The sequence below is a fragment of the Kitasatospora sp. MAP12-44 genome (genome assembly GCF_029892095.1).
Lineage (GTDB): Bacteria > Actinomycetota > Actinomycetes > Streptomycetales > Streptomycetaceae > Kitasatospora.
Genome location: NZ_JARZAE010000004.1, coordinates 7,062,801 through 7,088,194 on the forward strand (window position 1 = coordinate 7,062,801; position 25,394 = coordinate 7,088,194).

The following is a 25,394-nucleotide window of genomic DNA, read 5'->3' on the forward strand; positions in this document are numbered from 1 at the left end:
GGCGGTCAGCGACCGGCGAGCGCGTGCACGAAGCGCGCGCCGTCGATGGTGCCGAGGCCCGAGGCGAGGTCGTAGCCCTTGCCCGCGGTGTAGCCGGTCACGCCGGCCCAGCCGTTCTCACCGGTGGTGACGTCGGTGATGCCGCTCCACTGGGCCGGTAGCAGCGACAGGCCGTACATCCGCCAGTTGAGCTGGCCGAGGCGGTAGCCGGCGGCCTGGTCGGCGAGCGCGACGACGCCGGAGAAGATCGGCGTGGCCTCGCTGGTGCCGCCGGTCAGGTGCCAGCCGACAGCGGTCGGGTCGTACGAGTCGTACGTCCAGGCCGCGCCGTCCACCGCCGCGCTCATGCTGATGTCCGGGGTGCCGCGGTGGTCGCCCACCACGTTGGCCACGCCGGTCTGGTACCACGGGCGGTTGAAGACGGCCGAGACGCCGCCGCCGCCGGCGCCGTAGGCGTCGTGCCACACCTTGTCGGGCGCGGTGCGGTTGCCGTTGTTGTCCAGGGTCAGCTGGGTGCCGCCGACCGAGGTGACCAGCGGGTCCGAGGACGGCCAGGAGTTGACCTTGTACGCGTAGGTGTCGCCCGCCGCGTCCGAGGCGTCGGTCGCGCCGTTGTCGCCGGAGGCGCCGAGCACGGTGACGTTGTGCGCCGCGGCGGCCTTGAAGGCGTACCGCAGGTTGGTGAGCGAGGAGTAGTCGCCCTTGTCGAAGCCGGGGAAGGTGTTCTCCGTGGCGCCGAAGCTCTGCGAGATGACGTCGGCGCGACCCTGCTTGATGATCGCCTGCTCGGCGTCCATCATCTCGGGCAGGCCGGTCACGCCCTCGGTCTCCGCGACGGCGGTCTCCACGAGGAGGATGTGCGCGTCGGGTGCGATCGAGTGGGCGTACTCGACGTCGAGCGTCGTCTCGCCGGCCCAACCGGTCATGTCCGCGTTCTTCGGGTCGAAGACGGGGACGTTGCCCCACTTCTGCACCTCGACCTGGGTGTCCGGCAGGCCCCACTGCTTGTCGAACGTCTCCAGGTCGTGCTGGATCGTCGGCGAGCCGAAGGAGTCGACGATGACGATCGTCCGACCCTTGCCGGTGATGCCCTGCTTGTAGAGCGGGTTCAGGTTGTACGCGGTGCGGTACTGCAGCGGCGAGTAGCAGTGGATGCCGATCTGCGTGACGCAGTCGGACGTCGACAGCGGGGCCGGCCGGGCGGCGGCGCTGAAGTGGCCTGCGGAGGCGGGCTGCAACTTGAAGGTCACACCGGCCGGAGTGCTGGCAGCGGCAACCGTGGTCTGCGCGGTAACCGTGCCTGCCGTCAGGGCGGTGGCCCCGACGGCGAGCAGCGCCAGCGCGCGCGCGGTCATGGAGCGTCGGGGGCCCGCGGTGACGGGGGAGGTGCCCATGGAACTCCTTTGATGGAGGGGTGGACCGAACACATGGTCGGTCCGGTTATCCCATCGTGTGAAGAGCCGATGAATCTATAGTCAATTCGGACTCTTGACATGACCGCACGCCATCCCAACAGGTAACTCGGATGGTCGATAGCTCCGCCAGACGCCCAGCGTGACGCACCGGGCGTCAAACCGAGGTAAAGGTTTCTGGTCGCCCCTGGTTCTACTCGCCCAGCCAGAACTCCCGTACGGTGGCCGCTGCTTGCCGCCCCTGGGCGAACCCGGCCCGGGCGGCCGGGGTGCGTACGGCGGGGTCGAGGGGGTTGACGCCGAAGGAGGTGGCCGACGCCTCGTCGGGGGCGATCAGCTGGACCCGGGTCTGCTCGGGGAGCTTGCGCAGGCCCGCGTCGAGCATCGGGTCGACCATCGGAGCGACGATCAGCACCCGCTGGTAGCCGGCCGCGAGGTCGACGTTGGTGTTGGAGCGGACACCGCCGTCCAGATAGCGGGCGCCGTCGATCGTGGTGGGCGGCCAGATGCCCGGCACGGCGCAGCTCGCGGCGACCGCGTCCACCAACCCGACGCCGGACTCCCGGTCGAACACCCGCGGCACGCCGGTGTGGGCGTCCACCGCCACCACGGCGATCCGCCGCTGCGCCCACTCGTGCACCGGCAGCCGCCCGGCGATCACCGCGCGCCGCTCCGGCTCCGTCACGGTATCGGCGCTCAGCGCCAAGATGCCGATCTGGCGGGCCAGTTCGACCGGATCGGGGATGGTCGCGGCGAGCTCGGTCAGGCGGATCATCAGCTCGGAGACGGACGTGCCGGTCGGCGCCAGCTCGACGTTCTGCAGGGCGGGCTCTACCTGCCGGCGGAACAGCTCCTCCAGCGCCAGCCCGCTGCCCAGCTGCCCGGCCACCGCTGCACCCGCCGACGTCCCCAACAGGAAGTCGGCCCCGCTGACGTCCACACCCTGCTCGGCCAGGCCGGCGAGCACCCCGACCTCCCACGCGATCCCGGCCACTCCGCCGCCGCCCAGGACCAGAGCCCGTGTCACAGCCATCTGCGCTCCTTCAAAGATCTTCGTCTGCCCCCAACTGTCCCCAATTGTTCTGAGCACCCGTCAGCCGTGATCCATTCCCGAAGGCCCGGCCGACCTGGCCGACCCCGCCACTGTTCGCGGGTGGCGGACAACTTGCGCTATGGGCGGACAGCCGGCGCGAACGGCGCCGGCCGGGGTGAGACTCGACGGCATGAGACTTCTGGTGATCGGCGGTTCGGTGTTCCTCGGGCAGGCCTTCGTGGCCGACGCGCTGGCGCGCGGCTGGGAGGTGACGACCTTCAACCGCGGGCAGACCGCCGTCGACCTGCCGGGCGTGCGGGTCGTCCGCGGCGACCGCGAGGTGCCGGCCGACCTGGAGCGGCTGGCCGCGGCCGGCCCGTGGGACGCGGTGGTGGACGTCTGCGGCTACGTCCCCCAGGTGGTCGGTGCCTCGGTGCGGGCGCTGGCGGAGCAGACCACGTCGTATGTGTTCGTCTCCTCCATCAACGCGGTGCAGGGCTGGCCCGAGGTGCCGGTGGACGAGTCCTCCCCCCGTCAGGAGTGCGCCCCCGACGCGGGCCGGGAGGACGGCGACTACGGCGTGCTCAAGTCGGGCTGCGAGCGGGCGGTCGAGGAGGGCTTCCCCGCGGGCGCGCTGATCCTGCAGCCCGGTCTGATCATGGGTCCGGGCGACCGCGCCCGTCGGCTGACCTGGTGGCTGGACCGGGCGGCCCGCGGCGGCCGGATGGTGGCGCCGGGCGCGCCCGGGCGGACCATGCAGCTGATCGACGCGCGCGACATCGCGGCCTTCGGCCTGGACCAGGTGGAGCGCGGCGCCGCCGGCCGCTACCTGGTCAGCGGGGTCCGGGCCAACACCACCTGGGGCGAGTACCTGGGCGAGTGCGTGGCGCTGACCGGTGGGCGCGCCGAACTCGTCTGGGTGGACGACGCGTTGCTCCGCGAGCACGAGGTCGAGATGTGGACCGAGCTGCCGCTGTGGAGCCCCGTGGACAGCGGCCCCGCCGTCTGGGAGCCGGACTCCGCGAAGGCGATCGCGGCGGGGCTGCGCTGCCGCCCGGTGGCGGAGTCCATCCGGGACACCTGGGCCTGGCTCGACACCCCGCAGGGGCAGCAGGAGGCGTTCGGCGCCTACCGCAGCTTCGCCCAGCGCAGCGTCCAGGAGCGCGGCCTGAGCCCGGAGAAGGAGCAGCGCATCCTCGACGCGTGGGACGCCCGGGGGTAGCGGGAGCCACCCCCGGGCCAACAGGCTTAGCGGGCACCGCCGTTGACGTAGAGGGTCTGGCCGCTGACGTACGAGGCTTCCTCGCTGGCCAGGAAGGCGACCACCGAGGCGATCTCCTCGGGGCGCCCGACCCGGCGCAGCGGGGTGCGGCCGGCCACCTCCGTCTGGTGGTCCTCGGGGGTGGCGCCGACCCGCTCGGCGGTGGCGGCGGTCATCGCGGTGGCGATGTAGCCGGGCGCGACCGCGTTGACGTTGATGTTGTACGGGCCCAACTCGATGGCCAGGGTGGCGGTCAGGCCCTGGATCCCGGCCTTGGCGGCCGCGTAGTTGGCCTGGCCGCGGGCGCCGAGCGCCGAGCGCGAGCTGAGCGAGACGATCTTGCCGTACTTCTGCGCGACCATGTACTTCTGGGCCGCCTGGCTGCAGTTGAAGGCGCTGGTGAGGTTCACCGCGAGCACGGTGTCCCAGTCGGCCTTCGGCATCTTGAAGAAGAGGTTGTCGCGGGTGATCCCGGCGTTGTTGACCAGGATCTGGATGCCACCCAACTCCGCTGCCACCGCGGCGAAGACGGCCTCCACGGCGTCGTAGTCGGAGACGTCGCAGCCGAACGCCCGTGCGCTGCCGCCCTTGGCGGTGATGGCGTCGACCGTGCCCTGCGCCCGCTCGGCCGTCAGGTCGACCACCGCGACGGTGGCCCCCTGCTCGGCGAGCAGCTGCGCGGTGGCGGCGCCGATGCCCTGCGCTGCGCCCGTGACGACGGCCACCTTGCCGGTGAACTTGGACATATGACTCTCCCTCAGCTGTTCTCGACGAGTACGGCACTGCCCTGGCCGACGCCCACGCACATGGTGGCCAGGCCCCGCCGGGCGCCGGTGCGGCGCATCCGGTGCAGCAGGGTGGTGAGGATGCGGGCGCCGGAGCCGCCCAGCGGGTGGCCCAGCGCGATCGCGCCGCCGGACGGGTTGACCAGCTCCGGGTCGAAGCCCAACTGGTCGACGCAGGCCAGCGCCTGGGCGGCGAACGCCTCGTTGAACTCGGCCTCCTGGACGTCCTCGACGCTCCAGCCGAGCCGGCCGAGCACCTTGCGGGTGGCCGGCACCGGCCCGATGCCCATCACGTCCGGGTGCACCCCGGCCGAGGCACCCGCGACATAGCGGCCCAGCGGCTCCAACTCCAGCTCGTGCAGGGCCTCCTCGCTGACCAGGAGCAGGCCGGCGGCGCCGTCGTTCATCGGCGAGGCGTTGCCCGCGGTCACCGTGCCGCCGGCCCTGAAGGCCGGCTTGAGCTGGGCGAGCCGCTCCAGGCTGCTGTCCTCCCGGATGCTCTCGTCCTGGCTGACCGTCACGCCGTCCGGCCGCAGCACGGGCAGCAGTTCGGCGGCGAAGTGGCCGTCCTTGCGGGCGGCGGCCGCGCGCTGGTGGCTGCGCAGGGCGAAGGCGTCCTGGCGCTCGCGGCTGATGCCGTAGCGGGCGGCCACCTCCTCGGCGGTCTCGCCCATGCTCAGCACGCCGTGCAGCTCGTGCATCCGCGGGTTGGTGATCCGCCAGCCGAGGCGGGTGTCGAAGGTCTCCATCCGGTGCGGCAGGGCCTCGTCGGGGCGCGGCAGCACGAAGGGCGCCCGGCTCATCGACTCGCAGCCGCCGGCGACCACGATCTCGGCCTCGCCGGAGCCGATCGCCCGGGCGGCGGTGGTGACCGCCTCCATCCCCGAGGCGCAGAGCCGGTTGACGGTGGCGCCGGGCACCGAGTCGGGCAGGCCGGCCAGCAGCACCGCCATCCGGGCGGCGTTGCGGTTGTCCTCGCCGGCCTGGTTGGCGGCGCCCCAGTAGACGTCGTCGATCCGGGCCGGGTCGAGGGTGGGGACGTCGGCCAGCAGGCCGCGCAGCACGGCGGCCGACAGGTCGTCGGGGCGCACGGAGGAGAGAGCGCCGCGCAGCCGCCCGATCGGGGTGCGGCGGGCGGCGGCGAAGTAGACAGGGCGCACGGCTTTGGGCTCCTGGGAGGTGTAGGTGGTCAGAACGCGTTGACGCCGGTGAGGGACCGGCCGATCAGCAGCTTCTGGATCTGGCTGGTGCCCTCGTAGAGGGTCATCACCCGGGCGTCGCGCAGGAGTTTGCCGACCGGGTACTCGTCGATGTAGCCGTACCCGCCGAAGACCTGCAGCGCGTTGTTGGCCGCCCGGACGGCCGCCTCGCTGGCGAACAGCTTGGCGACCGAGGACTCGGTGGCGAACGGCAGGCCGCGGTCGATGTGGTCGGCGACCCGCCAGGTGAGCAGCCGGGCGGCGGCCAGGTCGACCGAGATGTCCGAGATCAGCTCCTGCACCAGCTGGTAGGAGGCGATCGGTTTGCCGAACTGCTCGCGCTCCTTGGCGTAGCCGACCGCGGCGTCCAGGCAGGCCTGCGCGATGCCGACGCAGCCGGCCGCCACCGACATCCGCCCCTTGGCCAGCGCCGCCATCGCCACTGTGAAGCCCTTGCCCTCGGGGCCGAGCCGGGCGCTGTCGGGCACCCGGACGCCGTCCAGGACCAGCTCGGCGGTGGCCTGGCCGCGCAGCCCGAGCTTGCCGTGGATCTCGCGGCGGGTCAGGCCGGCGGTGTCGGTCGGTACCAGGAAGGCGCTGACGCCCCGGTGGCCGGGCTCGCCGGTGCGGGCGAAGACCAGCGCGACGTCCGCCCAGGTGCCGTTGGTGATGAACATCTTCGTCCCGCTGAGCACCCAGTGGTCGCCGTCGCGCCGGGCCCGGGTGGCCAGGTTGGCGGCGTCCGAGCCGGTGCCCGGTTCGGTGAGGGCGAAGCAGCCGAGTGCCCGGCCGGAGGTCAGCCGGGGCAGCCAGTGCCGCTTCTGCTCCTCGCTGCCGTAGCCGCTGACCGACTTGGCGACCAGGCCGAGGCTGACCGAGACGATGCCGCGCACGGCGGAGTCGCCGCGGCCGAGCTCCTCGAGCACCAGGCAGTACGCGAGGTGGTCGCCGCCGCTGCCGCCGTACTCCTCGGGGATGGTCAGGCCGAGGAAGCCGAGCGCGCCGAGCTTGCCGATGATCGCCCGGTCCACGGACTCGGCGCGGTCCCAGGCGGCGGCGTGCGGGACGATCTCGCGATCGGTGAACTCGGCGGCCAGCGCGCGAACGGCCGCCTGCTCCTCGGACAGCTCCAGGTCCATCGCTGACCCCTCAGGAAAACTAGCGGTGCAAGTTTTTTCGGACTCTAGCGCCGCCGGGCCCGTTCTGGGAAGAGGGGCCTGCGAGAATGCCGTTCCACTCACTCCACCGGAGGAACCGCCATGGCCCGCCCCCGTACTCCGCTGCTCAGCCGCGAGCGGATCGTCGCGGCCGCGCTGGCCCTGGTGGACGCCGACGGCCTGGACGCGCTCTCCACCCGGCGGCTGGCCGCCGTGCTGTCGGTCAGCGGCCCCTCGCTCTACAACCACTTCGCGACCAAGGACGAGTTGCTCGACGCGGTGGTGGACAGCGTGATCGGCGAGGTGGATTTGTCGATGTTCCCGGCGGCCGGCGCCGACTGGCGCCCCGCGTTGCGCGACTGGGCCCGCTCCTACCGCGCCGCGCTCGCCGCGCACCCGCGGATCGTCCCGGTGCTGGCCCAGGGCCCGGGCCGGCGGCCGAACGCGCTGCGGCTGGCCGACGCCGTCTACGGCTGCCTGGTCCAGGCGGGCTGGCCGCGCAGCCAGGCGACCCGGATCGGCGCGCTGATGCGCTACTTCGTCACCGGCTCGGCGCTGGGCTCGTTCGCGGCCGGCTTCCCCGAGGACGCCGAGCTGTACGCGACCGAGTACCCGCACCTCGGCGAGGCGCACCGGATCGCCGAGCACCGTCGGCAGATCGACGAGGGCGCCTTCGAGACCGGCCTGGAGGCGCTACTGGACGGCCTCGACCTGCGCTTCCTGCGGACCGTCACCCCTCACCAGGGCTCGCGCGCCACGAACGCCGGGCGCAGCGAGGGGTCCACCGCGTCGTAGTAGCGGTGGAAGACCGGCGTCACGCCGCCGGAGATCGGGGGCACGATCCAGCTCCAGTCGGCGGGGGTGGGGCGCCCGCACCGGGTCTCCTGGGCGATGTGCTTGAGGAAGCGCTCGGACTCGGTGTGGTGGTCGGCCATCGTCACCCCGGCCGCCTCGAAGGAGTGCAGCACGGCGACGTTCAGCTCCACCAATGCCCGGTCGCGCCAGAGCGTGCGCTGGTTGCCGGTGTCCAGGCCCAGCCGGCCGGCCACCTCGGCCAGCAGGTCGTAGCGGTCGGCGTCGGCGAGGTTGCGGGCGCCGATCTCGGTGCCCATGTACCAGCCGTTGAACGGCGCGGCGGGGTAGCGGATGCCGCCGATCTCCAGCGTCATGTCGCTGATCGCGGGCACCGCGTACCAGCGCAGGCCGAGCTCGGCGAACCATGCGTGGTCGGGGTGGACGAGCGGCACCTCCAGGGTGGTGTCGTCCGGCAGTTCGTACCAGCGCGGGCGCTCGCCGGGCTGCTCCTGGACCAGCAGCGGCAGGACGTCGAACCGGCCCTCGCCCGACTTCCAGCCCAGCTCTTTGGCCCGTGCGGCGAGTTGGCCGCCGGCCGGATCGCCCTTCCAGCCGCCGTCCGGCCGGGGGTAGCCCGCGTAGCGCACCAGCTGCTGGTTGAGGACGCGGGTGGCGGGCCGGCCGGGGCGGTCCGGGGCGAAGACCGTGATCATCGGGCGTATTCGGCCCTCGTTGGTGGCCAGCCGCAGGTGTTCGAAGCACTCCTCGGCGATGTCGTCGGCCGAGCCGAGCGCGCGCAGGTCGCGCACCACCAGGCTGCGCCAGTACAGCCGGCCGATGCAGCGGGCGGAGTTGCGCCAGGCCACCCGGGCGCCGAAGGCCAGCTCCTCAGGAGTGTGCTCGTACGTGCCGGTGCGGTCGATCTCGTCCAGCACCCGGCGCACCCGCCCTGCGGGGTCGAGCACACCGGGCTGCTCCTCGTGGAACTGCCGCAGGAAGCCGACCGCCTGGTCGGGATCGGTGAACGCGCCGGAGGGCGCTGGGCGTGGGGGCTGCGCGGGCTCGGCGGGGCTGTCGCCGTGGCCCATCGGGCACCCGGTGGTGGGGGCCGGCCTGTGGGTGCGAATCCGACTGAAGATCAAGTGCGCGTCCTTTCCGACCATAGGAATACCGGACGTAACCGGTCAGACGGCTCTCGGTGAGCAAATTCGCACAGAGTTACCGCAGCCCGCGCTAATCTGGTGGTTTATGCGGGGGTCTTGTAATGGACATGATATGACGAAGTGTCACATGCGCCGGTGGCCGGGTCCAACCGGACCCGGCCACCGGCGGGGTTGAGCCCGCTGCGGCTGCGGGGTCAGCTTGCTGCGGGTGCCAACTCCTCGGCGGGCGCCGCCGCGTCGGTCTCGCGCATCCTGTCCTGCGGCCGGCGCAGCAGCAGGTAGCCCAGGCCCAGCAGGGTGACGGTGCCCACGCCGATCAGCGCGGCCCAGACCTGGTACCAGGGCGCACCGGGCGGCGCCAGGATGGTGCGCGGCCAGCAGATGTTCAGCACCTCAAGGCCGGTCCACAGCACGGCCAGCGCGTTGAGCGCCGTCCCGGCCCGGCCGTACGACACCTCGCCGGCCGGCCGCCAGGTGCCTCGCAGCCGGGCGATCAGCGCGGCCAGCGTGAGCAGGAAGAACGGCAGGAAGGTGGCCGCACTGCCGAAGGTGATCAGGCTGCCCATCGCGGTGCTGCGCAGGCCCAGCGGCAGCGCCGAGCAGCTGATCACGGTGGCCGCGACCAGCCCGCCGATCGGCGCCTGGTGCTTGTTGACCTTGCGCACCTTGGCGGAGAACGGGAAGACCCCGTCCCGGGCCAGCGAGTAGAGCCCGCGGGCGGCGCCGCCCTGCGAGGCCATCAGGCAGGCGGTGAAGCTGACCAGCACCACGACGACGAACGGCTTGGCCGACCAGTCGCCGAACGAGCTGGTCACGGCCGTGGTGACCGGGTCGAGGTCCTTGCCCGTGACCACGTCCGCCGGGTTCGGGTGGGCCAGCGCCACGGCGACGGCGTTCAGGATGACCACCGCGCCGACGCTGAGCAGCGCGTACCACATGGCGCGCGGCACCTGGCGGCCCGCGTCCTTGGTCTCCTCGGCCGTCGAGACGCAGGCGTCGAAGCCGATGAACGCCCAGCCGCCCACCGCGATCACGGCCAGGAAGGCCATCAGGCCGCCGGTGTGGTTGGCGGCGGGGGCGCCCAGCGTGTCGGTGAGCAGCGAGAAGCCGTGCTTGCGGAAGAAGAGCAGCAGTGAGACGCCGACCAGCACCGAGGCGACCGCCTCGGCGGCGATCCCCAGCGAGACGAACCAGCGCAGCAGGTTGATGCCGTAGGCGTTGACCAGCGCGCAGAGCAGGGTGAATCCGGCTGAGACCAGCACGAGTTGGGCGGGTGTCGGGGTGGCGCCGAAGAGTGCGAAGACCCAGGGTGAGGCGAGGTAGGCGACCGTGGTGTTGGCGAACATCACGGCGAACTGCCAGAGCCAGCCGCTCATCCAGGCGAAGGACGGGTTGGCCAGGCGCCGGGTCCACTGGTAGGCGCCGCCGGCCAGCGGCCACTGCGAGGCGAGTTCGGCGTAGACGCAGACCACGAGGGCCTGGCCGAGCAGGCAGATCGGCAGTGCCCAGACCCAGGCGCCGCCGTCGATGCTCATGCCGACCTGGGCGACCGCGTAGAGGCCGACCACGGGGGAGACGACGGCGAAGCCCATCGCGATGTTGCCGAGGATGCCGAGGCTGCGGCGCAGCTCCTGGCGGTAGCCGAGGGCCGCCAGCCGCTCGCTGTCGTCGGTGGGTCCGTTGTCGGTGGGTCTGCCGGGGGATTGCTCGCTCATCTGCGTCCGCCTCGCTGTGTCGTGGCTGTGCCGTGGGGGAAAACTAACTTAGTTAGTCGGGAACGGTAGCTCCGCCACCCGGCGCAGCGGAAGGGCCTTGATGCGACTGAGATCTTTAGCTGACACACAACGGCGATAGCTGTCACCAAGATCAACTAGATGCTGGTCTGCCTGATCAGCTGCGAGACGACAGTCGGCGCTTGGCTACGAGGGTCGGAACCCGCCGTCGGCTCTGTTACGAGAGTGGTCCCGGTCAGTCGCTTCGTGGCCAGGTTGAGCCTCGGGGATGTCGGAACGATCAGTAGCGAATCGGCTATGAGTCAGTGACATCGCCGAGTTTGGCGGAGGGCGGCGACGTCGCCGAGGACCCCGTCGCCCCTGCCTGGCGGGGATCAGGAAACCGGTACGAGCCGGGTGACGCCTCGGCGTAGTGTGGTCGCGAGCTGCGGTGGCGGAGTCGACCGCCACGGTAGGTGGCCTTCGAAGCATCGGACCGGCGGGCGTCTCATGCGCCGGCGGTCCACCCGGGCGGGCGAGCCAGCTGTAGTTCTGCGGGCGACGGCTCCTCGTCCGCGCGTGGAGCCGTAGCCGCCCGGAAGTGCTGCCCGCCACCGGGCTTCCCCTGCGCGCGCCGGTCCGCGGTCGTCTGCTGGAGCCGCTCCGGCGCGGGGGTGTGCACGCTGCACGGCAACAGCAACGGGCTTCCCGCGTTCATCTTCTGGGCGTTCTTCTGCTGCACGGCCGCTGGCTGCCAGGTCGCTCTGGGTAATTGGTGGGCATCGGGCCGCAGCTCGCGGTTCTCCGCAGGCGCCGCACGGCCTGTTTGGCGTCGAGGCGGCGGCGGTCCGTTCCGCGGCTGCCTCCGCCAAGGTCAACGCCTCGATCAGAGCGGCCGGCTGAGTCGGTCCAGGAGCCGGCGAGGGCCGGGTGGGTTTCCTTTAGATCGGCGGTGTGTCTGGGAGGATGACGGCGGAGGGCGGCCCCACTATCTCTGGGGCCGGCCTCCGCCGCTCATCACGCCAGCGATCCGGTCATGCGAAGTGGTCGAAGTGCCCGGCCTTCGCGCCGAGGATCATGGCCTTGATCTCGTCGCGGGTGTAGACCAGCGGCGTCTGCTCGGGCCGCTGGGAATCGCGCATGGCTACGAAGCCGCCGACGGCGCCGAACTCCACGCAGTTGTTGTTGCCCCCGCTGAACGGGCTCTTCTCCCAGTTGACGGCGGAGAAGTCGAGCTCGGCGGGGTCGGGCTTGGCGGTGCTCACGTACACAGCTCCTTGATCATGCTCTTGATACGGCTGCGAGTCTCCGGAGGTCCGAGGGCTGAGGCTCGCAGGTGGTCGAAGACCTCGGTGTAGCGCTCCACGTCGGCTGCCCCCTCGAAGCAGACCGAGTTGGTCAGATTCTCCACCCATACCAGGTCCGGGTTGGGTTCGGGGAAGCCCATGAGCATGAAGGAGCCGTACAGGGCCGGATGGAATCCGGTGTCGAAGGGCAACAGTTGCAGGGTGACGTTGGTGCGGGGCTCCACGTCCAGCAGGTGCTCCAGCTGGCCCTTCATGACCGCCGGGTATCCGCGCATGCGGCGGATGGCGGCTTCGTCGATGACGGCCCACAGCTTCGGGGCGTCCTCGGCGTCTAGCAGGATCTGCCGCTGCATGCGGACGTCCACGAGGGCCTCGATGCCCTTCGCGTCCAGGTCGACGCGCATCGCCGTGATGACCCGCCGCGCGTACTCCTCGCTCTGAAGGAGCCCCGGGATCAGCTGCGACTCGTAGGAACGAAGGGTGCTCGCGCTGGACTCCAGCGTCACGTAGCCGACGTACTGGGTGGGGTTCATCAGCGCCGAATACTTGCGCCACCAGGTGTTGCGCTGGGCCAGGTCGGCACGCACCAGGTCCAGGAGGTCCTCCCGAACGGCTGGATCGGTGACGCCGTAACAGTCGAGCAGGGCTTTTACCAGCACTGGCGTCGTGCCGCGCTTGCCGGTCTCGATGCGGCTGAGCGAGCCCTGGTTCACTTCGACGGTTTCAGCGACCGCTGTCAGCGTCAGGTCCGCCGCCTCTCTCAATGCCTTGAGCTGGGAAGAAAGTTGACGGCGATACACGGACTGGGGTGCCGGACTCCTGTGCGCCATGGACCCAGTGTGGCGGTCGACGAGTGCGGTGGGCAACCGATCTGAAGAAATATCAGGAGGGCATATTGCCCGCATGCCGCGTCTGGGGGCATGCTGTGGAGCGGTAGCAAAGCGTGATGCTCCAACCACGCTTCGTGGCATATGCCGCTGCCGTGCGCCGGGTGCCGGACGCTGATCCATGTCCGGATACCGACGTGCTTTCCGACTCCGCAGCGCGCGACCGCGCCCTCAACCGGGCCTGGTGGAACGCTCTTTCGAATGGGAGCACGCTATGCACGATGACCAGGCTCTCTGCGCGCCGCGCCGCACTGTGCGCGATCCCGTACCGCATGGCCAGGTCCCTGCCGAGACGATCGCGCAGGCGGCCCTCGGCTTCTACCTGACGATCAGACCGTCCGGCTTCGCCGTCCACATGAGCGCCTCCCGAGACCACCTGCGGGTCGTGCGGGAACTGGCGGACAAGACGCTGACTGCGGCGGGGGTCGCGACCGCGACGACCGAGGCGGTCCAGCTGGTGGCATCGGACCTCATCGGGAACTCGGTGCGGGCCTGCGGGGACTTCGTCCCGCTGGTCGTCGAGGTCGAGGCCGACCCCAAGGGCGTCTGGGTCAAGGTCCACGACCCGCAGCGGGACCGGCTGCCGGTCCGCAGCCCGATGCCGACTGACGGCCGTGCGGAGTCCGGTCGCGGACTTCCCCTGGTCGACCTCCTCTCCTCCGGATGGCAGGTCGACCTCACGCCGATCGGCAAGCAGATCAGGTGCCACCTGCCCTACGAGAGGAACGAGTGTGCTGAGCCGGACCACGGCGCCGGCGACATCGCCGCAGCGCCACTCGCTGCGGGCGGGCGAGACTCGTTCGACAGGTCGAACGCCTTGTCAATAGGCCGAGTTGGGGACGCTCGTGCGGGCTCGGTAGGCGGCCCGGCGGCCGCGGGCGGCGGCACAATGACGCCCATGGACATTCAGACAGCACGTGGTGCGGCAGCGGACTGGGTCAAGCGGGAAGGCCAGCGGTACGAGGGGTACCGCGGCGCGTACTTCAGCGGTTCGACGGTGGCCCTCGCCCCGGACGCGGCACTTCCCGTCGGCACCGACGTGGACATCATGCTGGTCACCGACAAGCCCGTCGAGGGACTGAAGCTCGGCAAGTTCGAGCACCAGGGCGTGCTGCTGGAAGTCACTCATCTGTCCTGGGAGCAGCTCTGGCCGGCCCCGGCGGCGCTGGCGAACTACCACCTCGCCGGGGGCCTAAGCCGCGACACCGTCATCGACGACCCGACCGGCGAGTTGCGCGAGCTGCAGGCCCAGGTCGCGCGTTCCTTCGCCGACGAGCCATGGGTGCGGCGCCGCTGCGAGAGTGTCCGCCAGAAGATCGAAACCTCCCTGAGGTCCCTCGACACCACGGCGCCCTGGCACGACCAGGTGACGAACTGGCTGTTCCCGACCGGCGTCACCACCCACCTCCTGCTCGTCGCAGCCCTGCGCAACCCCACCGTTCGGCTGCGCTACCTGCGGGCCCGCGACGTCCTGGCCGAGTACGGCCTCACCGACCAATACCCGGGCCTGCTGCGGATGACGGGCTGCCAGAACCTGACGGCCGACCGGGTCGAGTACCACGTCGACGCCTTGGCCCGGACCTTCGACGCGGCGTCGGCGAATGCCAGGACCCCGTTCTTCTTCAGCACCGACATCACCCCGGCCGCGCGGCCGATCGCCATCGACGCCAGCTACGAGCTCGCGCGCCGAGGCGACCACCGTGAAGCCATGTTCTGGATCGTGGCGACGTTCGCCCGCTGCCACAAGATCCTCGCCGCCGACGCCCCGGACCGTGGCCACGCACTCGCGCCCGCGTTCGAGGAAGTCCTCGCCGACCTCGGCATCACCTCACCGAGCGACCTCCTCGCCAAGGCGAAGGAGACCGTCGCCGCGCTGCCGGCCCTGTGGGAGACGGCGCAGGAGATCCTCGCCGCGAACCGCGACATCACCCGCGACTGAACCGACCGGCCCGCCGGCCGAACACCACTGAAAGCGACCTCCACCAGGCCACTCAGCCCACCAAGGAGCGCGCTCTTGTCCGCGACACCCGAGCACGACCAGGCCATGCCCGACCATGGAGACAGGGTCGACCACTTCGTCTACTCCCCGGCCTCCTCCTACCCCACGCCGTACGCCAGGCTCATCGACCGCAGGGGCGCCGAGGTGCACACCTGGAGCCACCGCGCCGCCCAGCCCCCGCTGTCGGACGACCCGCCGAGCTTCCTGCGCGGCTGGAACCACGTCGAAGTCGACCAGGACGGCTGCCTGTTTGCGATGGTGCCGCTGCGCGCGCTGCTCAAGCTCGCCCCGGACTCCACGCTGCTGTGGCAGGCCGACATCGCCGCCCACCACGACCTGGCCCTGCTGCCCGGTGGTGGCGTGCTGGCGCTGGCCGAAGCACCGCGCCGCATCACCTTCGACGGGCTGTCGGCCACGGTGCTGGACAACACGCTCGCCGAACTCGACGCCAGCGGTCGCCCGGTCGGCGAGGTGTCCCTGCTCGACGTCCTGGCCACCGAACCCGCCCTCGCGTCCATGATCCGCCGCCTGATCGTGGTGAAGCAGGCCGCGTTCGCCCGTGACGGCGGGACGCTGACCGGCGAGGCCGAGTACCTGTTCGCCACCGGCTCCTCCAGCGGCCCGGTCACCCGCGCGCTGCAACTGCTGCGGCAGCTGCAGGGCTCACCGTGCGACATCCTGCACACCAACACCGTCGAGGTGCTGGCCGAGCACCCGGCCGGACTGTGGCCCGCCGGCTCCGTGTTGGTGTCGATGCGGAACCTGGACCTGATCGCGGTGGTCGACCCGGACACGCCTCGGGTGCTGTGGTGGTGGGGTCCGGGTGAGATGTCCGGGCAGCACCAACCCTCGATGCTGCCAGGTGGGAACCTGCTGGTCTTCGACAACGGGCGCGCGGTCGGCCGCTCCCGTGTGCTGGAGGTGGACCCTGCGGCCCGGAAGATCGTGTGGCAGTACGGCACCCGGCCGGGCGAGCGGTTCTTCACCGAGCTGGCCGGCGGCTGCGAACGGCTCCCCAACGGCAACACCCTCGTCTGCGAGGCCCAAACCGGACGCGCCTTCGAGGTCACCCCGCGCCGACGCATCGCCTGGCGATGGCAGACCCGCAAGGAACCCCGCGCCGCCGACACCAGCCGCGTCACCTTCTACCGCCTGTCCGGCGTCCCGGGCGCCACCACCAGGCTCCTGCAGGGCCGCCCGGCGCCCGCCGAGGACACCAGGGCCTGACCTCGCACTGCCCATCGGAGGAGGCTTTCCGGTGATCAGCGTCATCCTGCCCACCCGCCAGCGGCCGAAGCTGCTGCACCAGGCCCTGGCCAGCCTGGCGGCCCAGACGTACACCGACTTCGAGGTCCTCGTCGTCAACGACGCCGGCCCATCGCTCACCCGCCCAGTGGCCGCCTGGGCCAGGCAGTTGGGCCTGGACCTCATCCTGGTCGAACTGCCCGAACACCGCGGCGTCTCGGCCGCGCGAAACGCCGGCATCGCCCGCTCCCAAGGGGACCTGCTCGCATTCCTGGACGACGACGACATCGTCTTGCCCGGTCATCTGGACACCGCCGTCAAGCACCTGCACACCAGCGGAGACGACCTCGTCTACCTCGGCGCGCTCGTCGCCGGCCGGCGCCTGGCCCAGCTTCCGGACGACCGCTTGGGCATGCCCACCAAGGCGTACCCGTACGACGCGGACTTCCTGCTGGTCGCCAACTACATCCACACCGGCTCCGTGGTCACCCGCTCCTTCCGCGACAGCCCGGTGCACTTCGACGAGAGCCTCACGCACTGCGAGGACTGGGACATGTGGTTGTCCCTCACCCGCACCCTCGGCTACCGTGCCGCTTTCGTCGACGCGCTCACCTCGATCTACCACCAACTCCCACACGGCAGCGGCCTGGTGGCCGACGCCCAGCGGAGTGTGCCCAGCCCCTTCACCGTGGTCCGTCGCCGCATCCACGCCGCCTGGCCAACCCGCGACACCCACGTGCTGGCCTTCCGCGTGTGGATGGACGCCCTCGAAGAGCACCGTAATCAGCGCATCGCCGCGGGACTGCCGATCCCGCACCAGATGTTCGACGCGGTCCTCGGCGACACCCACCGCTGGTTCACCACCGGCCGACCGCCCGACCACGCCCGCATACCCCACTACTTCTGCCTCCAGGAGGCGACGTGACCCAGCCCGCCGGGACCGCGTGCTTCTACTGCCGGGCCATCAACACCGCCCAGGACGACTACCCCCTGCGCACCGCCGCCTTCGACCTCGGCTCACCCGCCCCGCGCTGCCACCTGCACTGGCGCTACACCTGTGCGCTCTGCCGCCAGGCCCGCCACTTCATGGCCACCGCCTACTGCCCGGCCACCCGCCGCTTCTACTGCTCCACCTGCGCGATCGGCACCGAGACCGTCGAGGAGCCCTTCGCCGCCTGGCAGTACTACTTCCGCTACCGCTCCCCGTGGACCGGCAAAGCCCAACCCTCCCTGGAACGGCTGGAGTTCGAGCACCGCCACCCGGTCACCGGCCAAGCCGCCGTCCCGGCACTGGCCATCAGCTCCAAGCCCTTCATACCCCGCACCCTGCCGGCCGACCAGCACCGCGCCGAGGGTCTCGACGACACTGCCATCGCCGCACTGTGGGACACGAACACCAAGCCGTGGGACGCCGGCTTCGACGCCGACGGCGACGAGCACCGCAAGTACGTCACCGACCACGCCCTGCTCGCCCCGCTCGGCGACCTCGCCGGAGCCGAGGTGCTCGACCTGGGCTGCGGCAACGGCTACCTCGCCCGCAAGCTCGCCCAGGCCGGCGCCGACGTGACCGGCGTCGAGATCAGCCGGCGGATGCTGGAGGCCGCCATGCGGCACGAGCAGGCCCAGCCGCTCGGGATCACCTACCTCGCCGCCTCCGCCACCGACCTCAACGCGCTGGCCGACCGCTCCTTCGACGCGATCGTCTGCAACCACCTGCTCACCTCCGTCCCCGACCTGGACGCCGCCCTGTCCGAGGCCGGACGGGTCCTGCGCGACGGCGGCCGGATGGCCGTGGCGCTCAGCCACCCCTGCTTCTCGTGCGGCCCGCGCCACTGGCACCGCCCGGCCCCGGACTCCCCACGTCCCGAAGAGGCCGCCTCCTACGCCGTCGACGACTACTTCGGCGCCGGCCCCTACCTGCTGACCGCCTGGGAGGGCTTCGCCCCGATCCCGTACGTGCACCGGCCGCTGAGCACCTACTGGCACGCCTTCACCACCGCTGGGCTCACGGTGACCGGCTTCGACGAGCCGCGCGTCAACTCCCGCGGCCACGCCGAGCTGCCCGCCTGGCGCATCCGCCAGGTCGAGCGCATCCCCTACTCCTGCCTCTTCCACCTCATCCGCGCGGCCCGCCCCGCCCGCACCGCGGCCTGACCGCCGCGCCATCCCCTTCGGAGGACCCGTGCTCCCCGACCTGCTCCAGACCTCCCCGTACCTGACCGTGATCCGCTCCGGCGAGCCCGCCCCGGTCATCTACATGACCGACACCCGCGGCCCCACCCTCCCCGTCATCACCGACCCCGCAGGCGCCGCCTACGGAGTGATCGGCCTGGGCCGCCGCGTCGACTGGCAGCACGACGCGGCCGGACTGGCCGCGCTGAACAGGGCCGCCCGCGACCCGCTGCCCGCCGGCGAGCTGGCCGCCGAGTTCGGCCAGGACCTCATCGAGCACCTGACCGCCAAGGGCTGGCTCCAGCCGCCCGAGGAGATCTGCGCCGAGTACCGGCTGCTGACCGCGCAGATCGAGATCACCGCCCACTGCAACTGGCGCTGCCGCTACTGCCCGGTGTCCACCGAGCCCAAGCCGGCCGCCACGATGCCCATGGACCTGTATGAGGAGATCCTCGGCAAGCTCCAGCCCCATGCTGAGACGATCAAGTTCGTCACTTTCCACTTCTTCAACGAGCCCACCCTGGACCGCTTCTTCGACCAGCGCGTCCACCTGCTCGCCGACCACCACCTGAAGCTGTCGCTCAGCACCAACGCCTCCGCTCTCACCCCGGCCAAGATCGACCTGCTCGCGCAGACCGGCGTGCTCCACCACCTGGTCGTCAACATCCCCTCGCTCGACGCCGCAGAGTTCCAGCGGCTCACGGGTGCGACGACCTACCGCGCCAGCCTGCGCCACCTCGACCTGGCCATCGACGCCGGCTTCCCGATCACCGTCGCCGTCAACGGCACCGACGAGGACCTCGAGCGCAGCGCTGACGGTCTGCGCGAGCGCTACGAGCCGCGCGGCGTGACGGTCCACCCCACCCAGACCTGCGACCGCGCCGGCGTCCTGACCAACGAGTACCACCAGGACGTCCACGCCGCAGGCCGCCTCGGCGGCTGCAGCTGGCCGCTCAACCACGCCTACTTCTCCGTGACCGGCGACCTGTTCGCCTGCTGCAACGACTTCCACCAGCGCGAGGTCTTCGGCCACATCCGCGACGGCTCCCTCCACGAGATCATGACCAGCCCGGCCGCGATCCGGCTGCGGCGGCGCGTCTTCGGTGCCGAGGACGCCCCCGCCGACTTCCTCTGCCGCACCTGCCACGATCAGCGGCCCGACTTTCCCGAACGGCAGTTCCGCCCCCTCGCCGCGTTCCCCGCGACCGCCGCAGACCAGGGGCGGTGACGGCGATGCGACCCATGGTGAAGATCTGGTACGTCTCCTCGCAGCGGCTGTGCAACTTCCACTGCACCTACTGCGTGTCCGTCAAGGACTACGCCAAGAGCAACACCTACGACTGGAAACGCCCGAGGGACCGCAGCGACTTCGAGAGCATCGTGCGCTGGATCGCCGCCCAGCCCTTCGACGTCGGCGTCCGCCTGGCCACCCTGGGCGAACCCTTCACCTCCAACGACTTCATGACGCAGGCCGCCTGGCTTACCCGCCAACCCTCCGTCCGCTTCGTCGAGGTGCTGACCAACGGCTCCCTGCTCAAGCGGCGCCTTCCCCGCCTCGCGGCCGACGCCGACCTCTCCAAGCTCTCTCTGTGGATCACCCACCACCACACCGAGATCACCGTCGACCGCCTCATCGACAACGCCCGCTTCGCCCAGGAAAAGTACGGCTGCTTCACCGTCGTCAACGCACTGCTCTTCCCCGACAACGCCGAACAGATTGCCGTCCTGCGGGCCGCCGCTCAGGCCGCGGGACTGCGGTTCAACCTCGACCTCGGCTACGACCCCGGCACCGCCACCGGCGACCACCACCAGGCCACTCAGATGGCCCCCATCCTCCAAACCGACGCCGGCATCCAGCAGGCCATCGCGCTCGGTGCCGACCCCGACGTGCTCAAGGTCAACCTCCTCGCCCTCAACGACGTTCAGGGCCAGCCCTGCTCGGCCGGCCACGACTACCTCTACATCGGCATCGACGGCGAGGTGTACCCCTGCTCCCGGTACTACGTCCTCAAGCAGGACCGCCTCGGCAACGCCCTCGCCCCCGACTTCCGCCTCCCGCTACGCGAGGTGCCCTGGAACAACTGCAAGGCCGGCAACGGCTGCTGCAACAAGGAGGACTTCCTCAACCTCAAGCTCGCCGGCAGACACCAGCGGCCCACCGTGCCCAGCCTCGGCTGGACCCGCAACTGACAAAGGCACCGTACGCACACCCGGGCCCACCACGGGCCCGGTCTCCTACGCTTCCGAGAAGGGGACATCACCCATGCGTGTTCAGGATCTGTCGTGGCCGCAGTACGAGGAACGGATCACGACCCACACCGTCGTCCTGCCCATCGGCGCCATCGAGGCCCACGGCCCGCACCTGCCGCTGTCCACCGACACCGTCATCGCCACCTACCTCGCCGAACAGCTCGACGCCCGCATCCCTGCACTGGTCCTGCCGCCGATCCCGTTCGGCGTCAAGACCGACCCCGTGCGCGCCGGCGGTGAGTTCCCCGGCATGACCAACCTGCGGGCCTCGACCATGACCCAGCTGGTCCTGGATGTGCTCACCGCCTCCTACCGGCACGGCGCGCGCAGGTTCCTGGTCCTGCACGGCCACATCGCGAACCTGCCGGTCGTCCACGAGGCCGCCGAGCTCTTCCTCGCCCAGGCCCCCGGTGCCAAGGTCATGGCAGCAGCCTGGTGGGACTTCGCACCCGAGGACACCCGTAACGACATCGCCCGCGAGAACGGCGTGGCCCGCAGCGAGGACAACCACGCGGCGATGGTCGAGACCAGCCTGATGATGCACATCGCCCCGCACCAAGTGCGCGAACACCTGCTGGCCGACGACACCAGCGAACGCAGGGTCCGCTACCTGATCCTGCCCGTCCCCGACGCCCTCAAGACCCGCACGGGCGTCATCTACCAAGCCGGAAAGGCCAGCGCCGACATCGGCCACCGCCTCCTCCCGGAGATCATCGACCAGCTCGTCCAGGCGGTGAACCTCGAACTGGGTGACGAGTAAGCCCCCTTCGGTCGGACCCGCAGAGATAACGTTGAGGCTAGGCCCCTCGCCTTTCGTCATGACCTGATCACGTAGGACGAACCTACGGCGAAGATCCCCGCAGGGAAGGGCGTTTCGGAAATCAGGCGTACATATGTTCGTCTCGCTCTGCCGTGATCGTGTACCAAAGTGCCAACAAGGCTCAGCATTCCGGATGCCGCGGTGCGAGATGCAACTGGCACCAGCGCAGGTCAGCCCATCGCCGCAGTGACAGGTACCTCAAGAAGTCGCACTCATCGGGCTGTAACCTTCACTGCGACGGCGGATCAACGGGAGGCGGGGGCGTGGGGCGACCGGTCAGGAACCTGCTGAGCAGGGAGATCATCGCCAGAGCGGCCCTGGCCGTGGTCGATGAGCACGGCCCTGCCGGGCTCACCATGCGGGCGCTGGCCGAGCGGCTCGGCGTCAAGGCGGCCTCGCTCTACAACCATGTGAGCGGCAAGGACGAGCTGCTGGACGCGCTGGCCGAGCTGGTCAACGCCGAGATCGACCACGCGCCGTTGGACGGCGCGACCGGTGTCGAGGACTGGCGGGCGGGTGTGGCGCGCTACGCCCGGGGTTACCGGCAGGTCTTCCTGCGGCACCCGAACACCATCGCGCTGCTCGCCCGGCGCCGGGTCGAGGCGACTCGCCAGCTGCTGGGGTACGACAAGCTGCTCGGTGCGCTCACCGCCGCCGGGCTGGCACCGGCCGACGCGGCGGAGGCGGCGGCCGCGCTGGACTACCTGGTGCTGGGCTCGGCGCTGGAGACCTTCACCGCGGGATTCACCCGCGCGGCGGCCGACTACCGGCCGCACTACCCGGAGCTGGCCGGAGCCCTGGAGGCCTCGACGGCACGCGGCGGTGGTCCGGGCGGGCTGGACGAGCGCGGCTTCGAGCTCGCGCTGCGCCTGCTGCTGGGCGGGCTGACGCCGAGCGGCTGACACCCGTGGGCGTCGGCCGCTCGGCGTCAGTGGCGAAGGGGATCAGGCGGACGGCGCCCGTCCGGCTCCCGGCGGCCCCGCGAACACCTGGGCGATCGGCAGCCAGGCGGTGGCCACCGGGCCGACCGCCGTCAGGGCCAGGTCGTCCGGGTGCCGGCGCTGGGTCACCCGCAGGCAGAAGTCCAGCGCGGGGCCGCTGATCCGGTCCACCGCGTCCGCCGGTCCCCAGACCCACAACTCGCCGTCGGGGGCTGTGAGTTCGACGCGCAGCGCGGCGTCGGGCTGCGGGAGTCCGTTGGCCGCGAAGGCGAACGGGATGGTACGGAAGCCCAGATGGGCGATATGCCGCAGCCGGGCCGTCGGCGCCCGCTGCACGCCGAGGGCGTCGGCGACGTCCTCACCGTGCGCCCAGGTCTCCATGATCCGTGCGGTCGCCATCGAGAGCGGCTTCATCGGCGGGCCGAACCAGGGCAGCTTGCCGGCCGGGTCGGCCGCGGCCAACTCCTTTGCCAGCTCGGCCCGTCCGGCCCGCCAGTCGGCCAGCAGCTCGCCGTGCGGCCGCCGTGCGCCGGCCTCCGCGCCCGCGTCGACGGCGTTGTCGGGCCCGGTGAAGAGGTCCCGGGCGGCGGCCTCGAAGCCGACCGGCTCACGCAGCGCGCGCAGCGCCCAGGCGTCCGTCCAGGCCAGGTGGGAGATCTGGTGGCTGATCGTCCAGCCGGGGGCGGAGGTCTCGGTGGACCAGCCCTCGGTGGTCAGGTCGGCCACCAGGGCGTCGAGTTCGGAGCACTCGGCGGTCAGGTCGGTGATCAGCTCAGAGAGGTCGGGCATGTCTTCGGCAGCTCCTTCAGTTGACGCCGCGGCTGCGGCCGGCCCAGTACGGTTCGCGCAGCCGGAACTTCTGCAGCTTGCCGGTGGTGGTGCGCGGCAGGGTGTCCCGGAACTCCACCGACGTGGGGGACTTGTAGCCCGCCATCCGGGCCTTGCAGTGCGCGATCAGCGCCGCCTCGTCCGCGCTGCGGCCCGGCTTGAGGACGACCAGCGCCTTGATCGTCTCACCCCACTTGGTGTCCGGCACACCGATTACGGCGACCTCGGCGACGTCCGGGTGGTCGTAGAGGACGTCCTCCACCTCGATCGAGCTGACGTTCTCGCCGCCGGTGATGATCACGTCCTTCTTCCGGTCCGAGATGGTCAGGTAGCCGTCCTCCAGCGTGCCGCCGTCCCCGGTGTGGAACCAGCCGTCCTTCAGCGCGGCCGCCGTCTCGTCCGGGCGGTCCCAGTAGCCGGTGAGCACGGTGTTGGAGCGCACCAGCACCTCGCCCTGCTCGTCCACCCGCAGCTCGGTGCCGATCGCCGGGGCGCCCGCGCGGACCAGCCGATCGGCCCGCTCGGCGCCCGACAGCCCGTCCCACTCGGCGCGGGTGCGGTTCACCGTGACGATCGGGGAGGTCTCGGTCAGGCCGTAGATCTGCATGAACTCCCAGCCCAGCTCGCTCTCGATGCGCTGGATCACGCTGCTCGGCGGGGGCGCGCCGGCCACGATGATCCGCACCCGGTCGCGGCCGGGGATCGGCCCGTCCCAGTCGGCCGCCGCGTCGAGCACCGCCGTGCACACCGCGGGCGCGCCGCACAGGAAGGTCACCCCGTGCCGCTCGACCCGGCGCAGGATCTCGGCGCCGTCCACCTTGCGCAGCACGATGTGCTGGGCGCCCAGGCCGGTCAGGCCGTAGGGCATCCCCCAACCGTTCGCGTGAAACATGGGCAAAGTATGCAAATACACATCGCGATCGTTCGCCCCGAAGTGCAGGGCCATCAGGGTGGCGTTCAGCCAGCAGTTGCGGTGGGTGAGCTGAACGCCCTTGGGGCGGGCGGTGGTTCCGCTGGTGAAGTTGATGGTGGCGGTGTCGTTCTCGTCGATCTCGTAGCGGACCGGCTCATGGTCGAAGTCGTACAGCTCGGAGTCGCTCTCGGCACCGAGCACATAGCGGCGGGCGCAGGGCACCCCGGCCAGCGCCTCGTCCAACTCCGGGTCCACCAGCAGCAGGGTGGCGCCGCTCTGCTCGACGATATAGGCGACCTCCTCGGCCTTCAGTCGGAAGTTGATCGGGACCAGCACCCGCCCGTATCCGCTGACTCCGAAGAGCGAGGTCATCAACCTGGCCGAGTTGTGCGAGACGATCGCGACCCGCTCGCCCTGGCCGATCCCCAGCCGGTCCAACCCCGCGGCCTGCGCGCGGGCCAGCTCGGCGATCCGTCGATACGTCAACTCGTGCCAGGGCTCGGCTGGTTGGACGGGTTCGTCGACAATGCCGAGCCGGTCCGGGTACACCTGCTCGGCCCGGTTCAAAAAGTCCATCACGGACAGTGCTGTCTGCATCCCGCCACTCTGGCCCCACTCGCGGCCCGGGCGCCAGCCCCTCCCTCGCGTTGCCCTGGTCGGTGGTCCTAGGACCTTCCGATGCCCTAGGACCAAGGGCCCCGCCCGCTCCCGACCGTCGGCCGATCCGCCGCCGGCGGCCGCGGAGGGAGAGTGCAGTCATGGACCTCACCGACCCCACCCCGCGCCCCGCCGCCTCCGCCCGTCCCGTCGCCGTGGTCACCGGTGCCTCGCGCGGCCTCGGCCTCGAACTCGCCCGGTCACTGGCCGAGGACGGCTGGCAGCTGGTGATCACGGCCCGCGACGGAACCGAACTCTCCGCCGCCGAAGCCGCGCTGAGCCGGCTGACCACCGTGACGGCGCTGCCCGGATCGGTGGTCGACGACGACCACCGGGCCGACCTCGCCGAGGCCGCCGCCCGGCTCGGCGGCGCCGAGCTGCTGATCAACAACGCCTCCACGCTGACCGGTTACGACCTCGCCGGCGCCGCGCTGCCCACCCTCGCCGAGTTCCCGCTGCCCGGCCTGCTGGAGACCTTCGAGGTCAACGTCCTCGCCCCGATCGCGCTCACCCAGCTGCTGCTGCCCCAACTCCGCTCGCACGGTGGCACGGTGATCAACCTCAGCTCGGACGCCGCGGTCGAGGCCTACCCCGGCTGGGGAGGCTACGGCGCGAGCAAGGCCGCCCTGGACCACGCCTCGGCCGTCCTCGCGGTCGAGGAGCCGCAGCTGCGGGTCTGGTCGGTCGACCCCGGTGACCTGCGCACCCGGATGCACCAGGAGGCCTTCCCCGGCGAGGACATCTCGGATCGGCCGCTGCCCGCGACGGTCGTCCCGGCCTTCCGCGCGCTGCTGCGCGAGCGGCCCGGTTCGGGCCGCTACCGCGCCGCCGACCTGCGGACGCCGGCGGGGAGTTGAG

The 25,394-nt window shown here is 71.2% G+C and carries 22 protein-coding genes; 11 read left to right on the forward strand and 11 right to left on the reverse strand.

The window, feature by feature from the left end:
* Positions 1-5: 5 nt before the first annotated feature.
* Together P3T34_RS32220 and P3T34_RS32225 are read right to left on the reverse strand one after the other, a co-directional pair.
* Positions 6-1,394, reverse strand: coding sequence for a S53 family peptidase (locus P3T34_RS32220; RefSeq protein WP_280669568.1), 1,389 nt, complete (start codon positions 1,392-1,394; stop codon positions 6-8).
* A 211-nt stretch (positions 1,395-1,605) separates the two neighbouring features.
* Complete coding sequence (locus tag P3T34_RS32225) at positions 1,606-2,445, reverse strand: patatin-like phospholipase family protein (protein WP_280669569.1); 840 nt, start codon at positions 2,443-2,445, stop codon at positions 1,606-1,608.
* 190 nt (positions 2,446-2,635) lie between these two features.
* On the opposite strand from P3T34_RS32225, the gene P3T34_RS32230 reads away from it, so the two are divergent.
* On the forward strand, positions 2,636-3,667 hold the full coding sequence (locus tag P3T34_RS32230; protein ID WP_280669570.1) for an NAD-dependent epimerase/dehydratase family protein: 1,032 nt from the start codon (positions 2,636-2,638) through the stop codon (positions 3,665-3,667).
* Positions 3,668-3,693: 26 nt separating this feature from the next.
* Here P3T34_RS32230 and fabG read toward each other — a convergent pair whose 3' ends face one another.
* Genes fabG through P3T34_RS32245 form a run of 3 tightly spaced genes read right to left on the reverse strand, consistent with a single transcriptional unit; the run spans position 3,694 to position 6,829 of the window.
* Entirely contained in the window at positions 3,694-4,452 is a 759-nt protein-coding gene (fabG, locus tag P3T34_RS32235; protein WP_280669571.1) for a 3-oxoacyl-ACP reductase FabG, read from the reverse strand.
* A gap of 11 nt (positions 4,453-4,463) precedes the next feature.
* On the reverse strand, positions 4,464-5,651 hold the full coding sequence (locus P3T34_RS32240; protein ID WP_280669572.1) for an acetyl-CoA C-acyltransferase: 1,188 nt from the start codon (positions 5,649-5,651) through the stop codon (positions 4,464-4,466).
* Between the two features lie 29 nt (positions 5,652-5,680).
* Complete coding sequence (locus P3T34_RS32245) at positions 5,681-6,829, reverse strand: acyl-CoA dehydrogenase family protein (protein WP_280669573.1); 1,149 nt, start codon at positions 6,827-6,829, stop codon at positions 5,681-5,683.
* Positions 6,830-6,949: 120 nt separating this feature from the next.
* Between P3T34_RS32245 and P3T34_RS32250 the strand changes: the two genes are divergently transcribed.
* Entirely contained in the window at positions 6,950-7,642 is a 693-nt protein-coding gene (locus tag P3T34_RS32250; protein WP_280669574.1) for a TetR/AcrR family transcriptional regulator, read from the forward strand.
* Here the strand turns inward: P3T34_RS32250 and P3T34_RS32255 are convergent.
* The 4 genes from P3T34_RS32255 to P3T34_RS32270 form a co-directional block, all read right to left on the reverse strand.
* The gene (locus P3T34_RS32255) at positions 7,585-8,730 is read right to left on the reverse strand and encodes a nitric oxide synthase oxygenase (RefSeq protein WP_280669575.1); all 1,146 of its coding nucleotides are present in this window, start codon (positions 8,728-8,730) and stop codon (positions 7,585-7,587) included. The two genes, P3T34_RS32250 and P3T34_RS32255, sit on opposite strands and share 58 nt — an antisense overlap.
* 269 nt (positions 8,731-8,999) lie before the next feature.
* Complete coding sequence (locus P3T34_RS32260; protein WP_280669576.1) at positions 9,000-10,520, reverse strand: APC family permease; 1,521 nt, start codon at positions 10,518-10,520, stop codon at positions 9,000-9,002.
* Positions 10,521-11,551: 1,031 nt separating this feature from the next.
* Positions 11,552-11,782, reverse strand: coding sequence for a DUF397 domain-containing protein (locus P3T34_RS32265; protein ID WP_280669577.1), 231 nt, complete (start codon positions 11,780-11,782; stop codon positions 11,552-11,554).
* Positions 11,779-12,690, reverse strand: coding sequence for a helix-turn-helix transcriptional regulator (locus P3T34_RS32270; protein WP_280669578.1), 912 nt, complete (start codon positions 12,688-12,690; stop codon positions 11,779-11,781). The genes P3T34_RS32265 and P3T34_RS32270 overlap by 4 nt, the downstream gene beginning before the upstream one ends.
* 235 nt (positions 12,691-12,925) lie before the next feature.
* Between P3T34_RS32270 and P3T34_RS32275 the strand changes: the two genes are divergently transcribed.
* The 8 genes from P3T34_RS32275 (at position 12,926) to P3T34_RS32310 (ending at position 22,099) form a co-directional block, all read left to right on the forward strand.
* The gene (locus P3T34_RS32275; RefSeq protein WP_280669579.1) at positions 12,926-14,650 is read left to right on the forward strand and encodes an ATP-binding protein; all 1,725 of its coding nucleotides are present in this window, start codon (positions 12,926-12,928) and stop codon (positions 14,648-14,650) included.
* Positions 14,651-14,725: 75 nt separating this feature from the next.
* Complete coding sequence (locus P3T34_RS32280) at positions 14,726-15,937, forward strand: arylsulfotransferase family protein (RefSeq protein ID WP_280669580.1); 1,212 nt, start codon at positions 14,726-14,728, stop codon at positions 15,935-15,937.
* 31 nt (positions 15,938-15,968) lie between these two features.
* The gene (locus P3T34_RS32285) at positions 15,969-16,880 is read left to right on the forward strand and encodes a glycosyltransferase family A protein (protein WP_280669581.1); all 912 of its coding nucleotides are present in this window, start codon (positions 15,969-15,971) and stop codon (positions 16,878-16,880) included.
* Positions 16,877-18,109 carry a class I SAM-dependent methyltransferase gene (locus P3T34_RS32290; RefSeq protein ID WP_280669582.1) on the forward strand — a complete coding sequence of 411 codons (1,233 nt, stop codon included), beginning with the start codon at positions 16,877-16,879 and terminating at the stop codon, positions 18,107-18,109. Before P3T34_RS32285 ends, P3T34_RS32290 begins: the two co-directional genes overlap by 4 nt.
* Positions 18,110-18,137: 28 nt before the next feature.
* A complete protein-coding gene (locus P3T34_RS32295) occupies positions 18,138-19,355 on the forward strand; it encodes a radical SAM/SPASM domain-containing protein (RefSeq protein WP_280669583.1) in 1,218 nt (405 codons plus the stop codon).
* A 5-nt stretch (positions 19,356-19,360) separates the two neighbouring features.
* Positions 19,361-20,317 (forward strand): radical SAM protein, encoded by a 957-nt coding sequence (locus tag P3T34_RS32300; protein WP_280669584.1) that lies wholly within the window; start codon positions 19,361-19,363, stop codon positions 20,315-20,317.
* A 73-nt stretch (positions 20,318-20,390) separates the two neighbouring features.
* Positions 20,391-21,137: a creatininase family protein gene (locus P3T34_RS32305; protein WP_280669585.1), complete on the forward strand. Its 747-nt coding sequence runs from the start codon at positions 20,391-20,393 to the stop codon at positions 21,135-21,137.
* A gap of 323 nt (positions 21,138-21,460) precedes the next feature.
* On the forward strand, positions 21,461-22,099 hold the full coding sequence (locus tag P3T34_RS32310) for a TetR/AcrR family transcriptional regulator C-terminal domain-containing protein (RefSeq protein WP_280669586.1): 639 nt from the start codon (positions 21,461-21,463) through the stop codon (positions 22,097-22,099).
* A 42-nt stretch (positions 22,100-22,141) separates the two neighbouring features.
* Here the strand turns inward: P3T34_RS32310 and P3T34_RS32315 are convergent, their stop codons facing one another.
* Both P3T34_RS32315 and P3T34_RS32320 read right to left on the reverse strand, forming a co-directional pair.
* The gene (locus tag P3T34_RS32315; protein ID WP_280669587.1) at positions 22,142-22,927 is read right to left on the reverse strand and encodes a TIGR03084 family metal-binding protein; all 786 of its coding nucleotides are present in this window, start codon (positions 22,925-22,927) and stop codon (positions 22,142-22,144) included.
* A 16-nt stretch (positions 22,928-22,943) separates the two neighbouring features.
* Positions 22,944-24,476, reverse strand: a complete 1,533-nt coding sequence (locus P3T34_RS32320) for an AMP-binding protein (RefSeq protein ID WP_280669588.1) — start codon at positions 24,474-24,476, stop codon at positions 22,944-22,946.
* Between the two features lie 161 nt (positions 24,477-24,637).
* Between P3T34_RS32320 and P3T34_RS32325 the strand changes: the two genes are divergently transcribed.
* Complete coding sequence (locus P3T34_RS32325; RefSeq protein ID WP_280669589.1) at positions 24,638-25,393, forward strand: SDR family oxidoreductase; 756 nt, start codon at positions 24,638-24,640, stop codon at positions 25,391-25,393.
* Position 25,394: the final 1 nt, after the last annotated feature.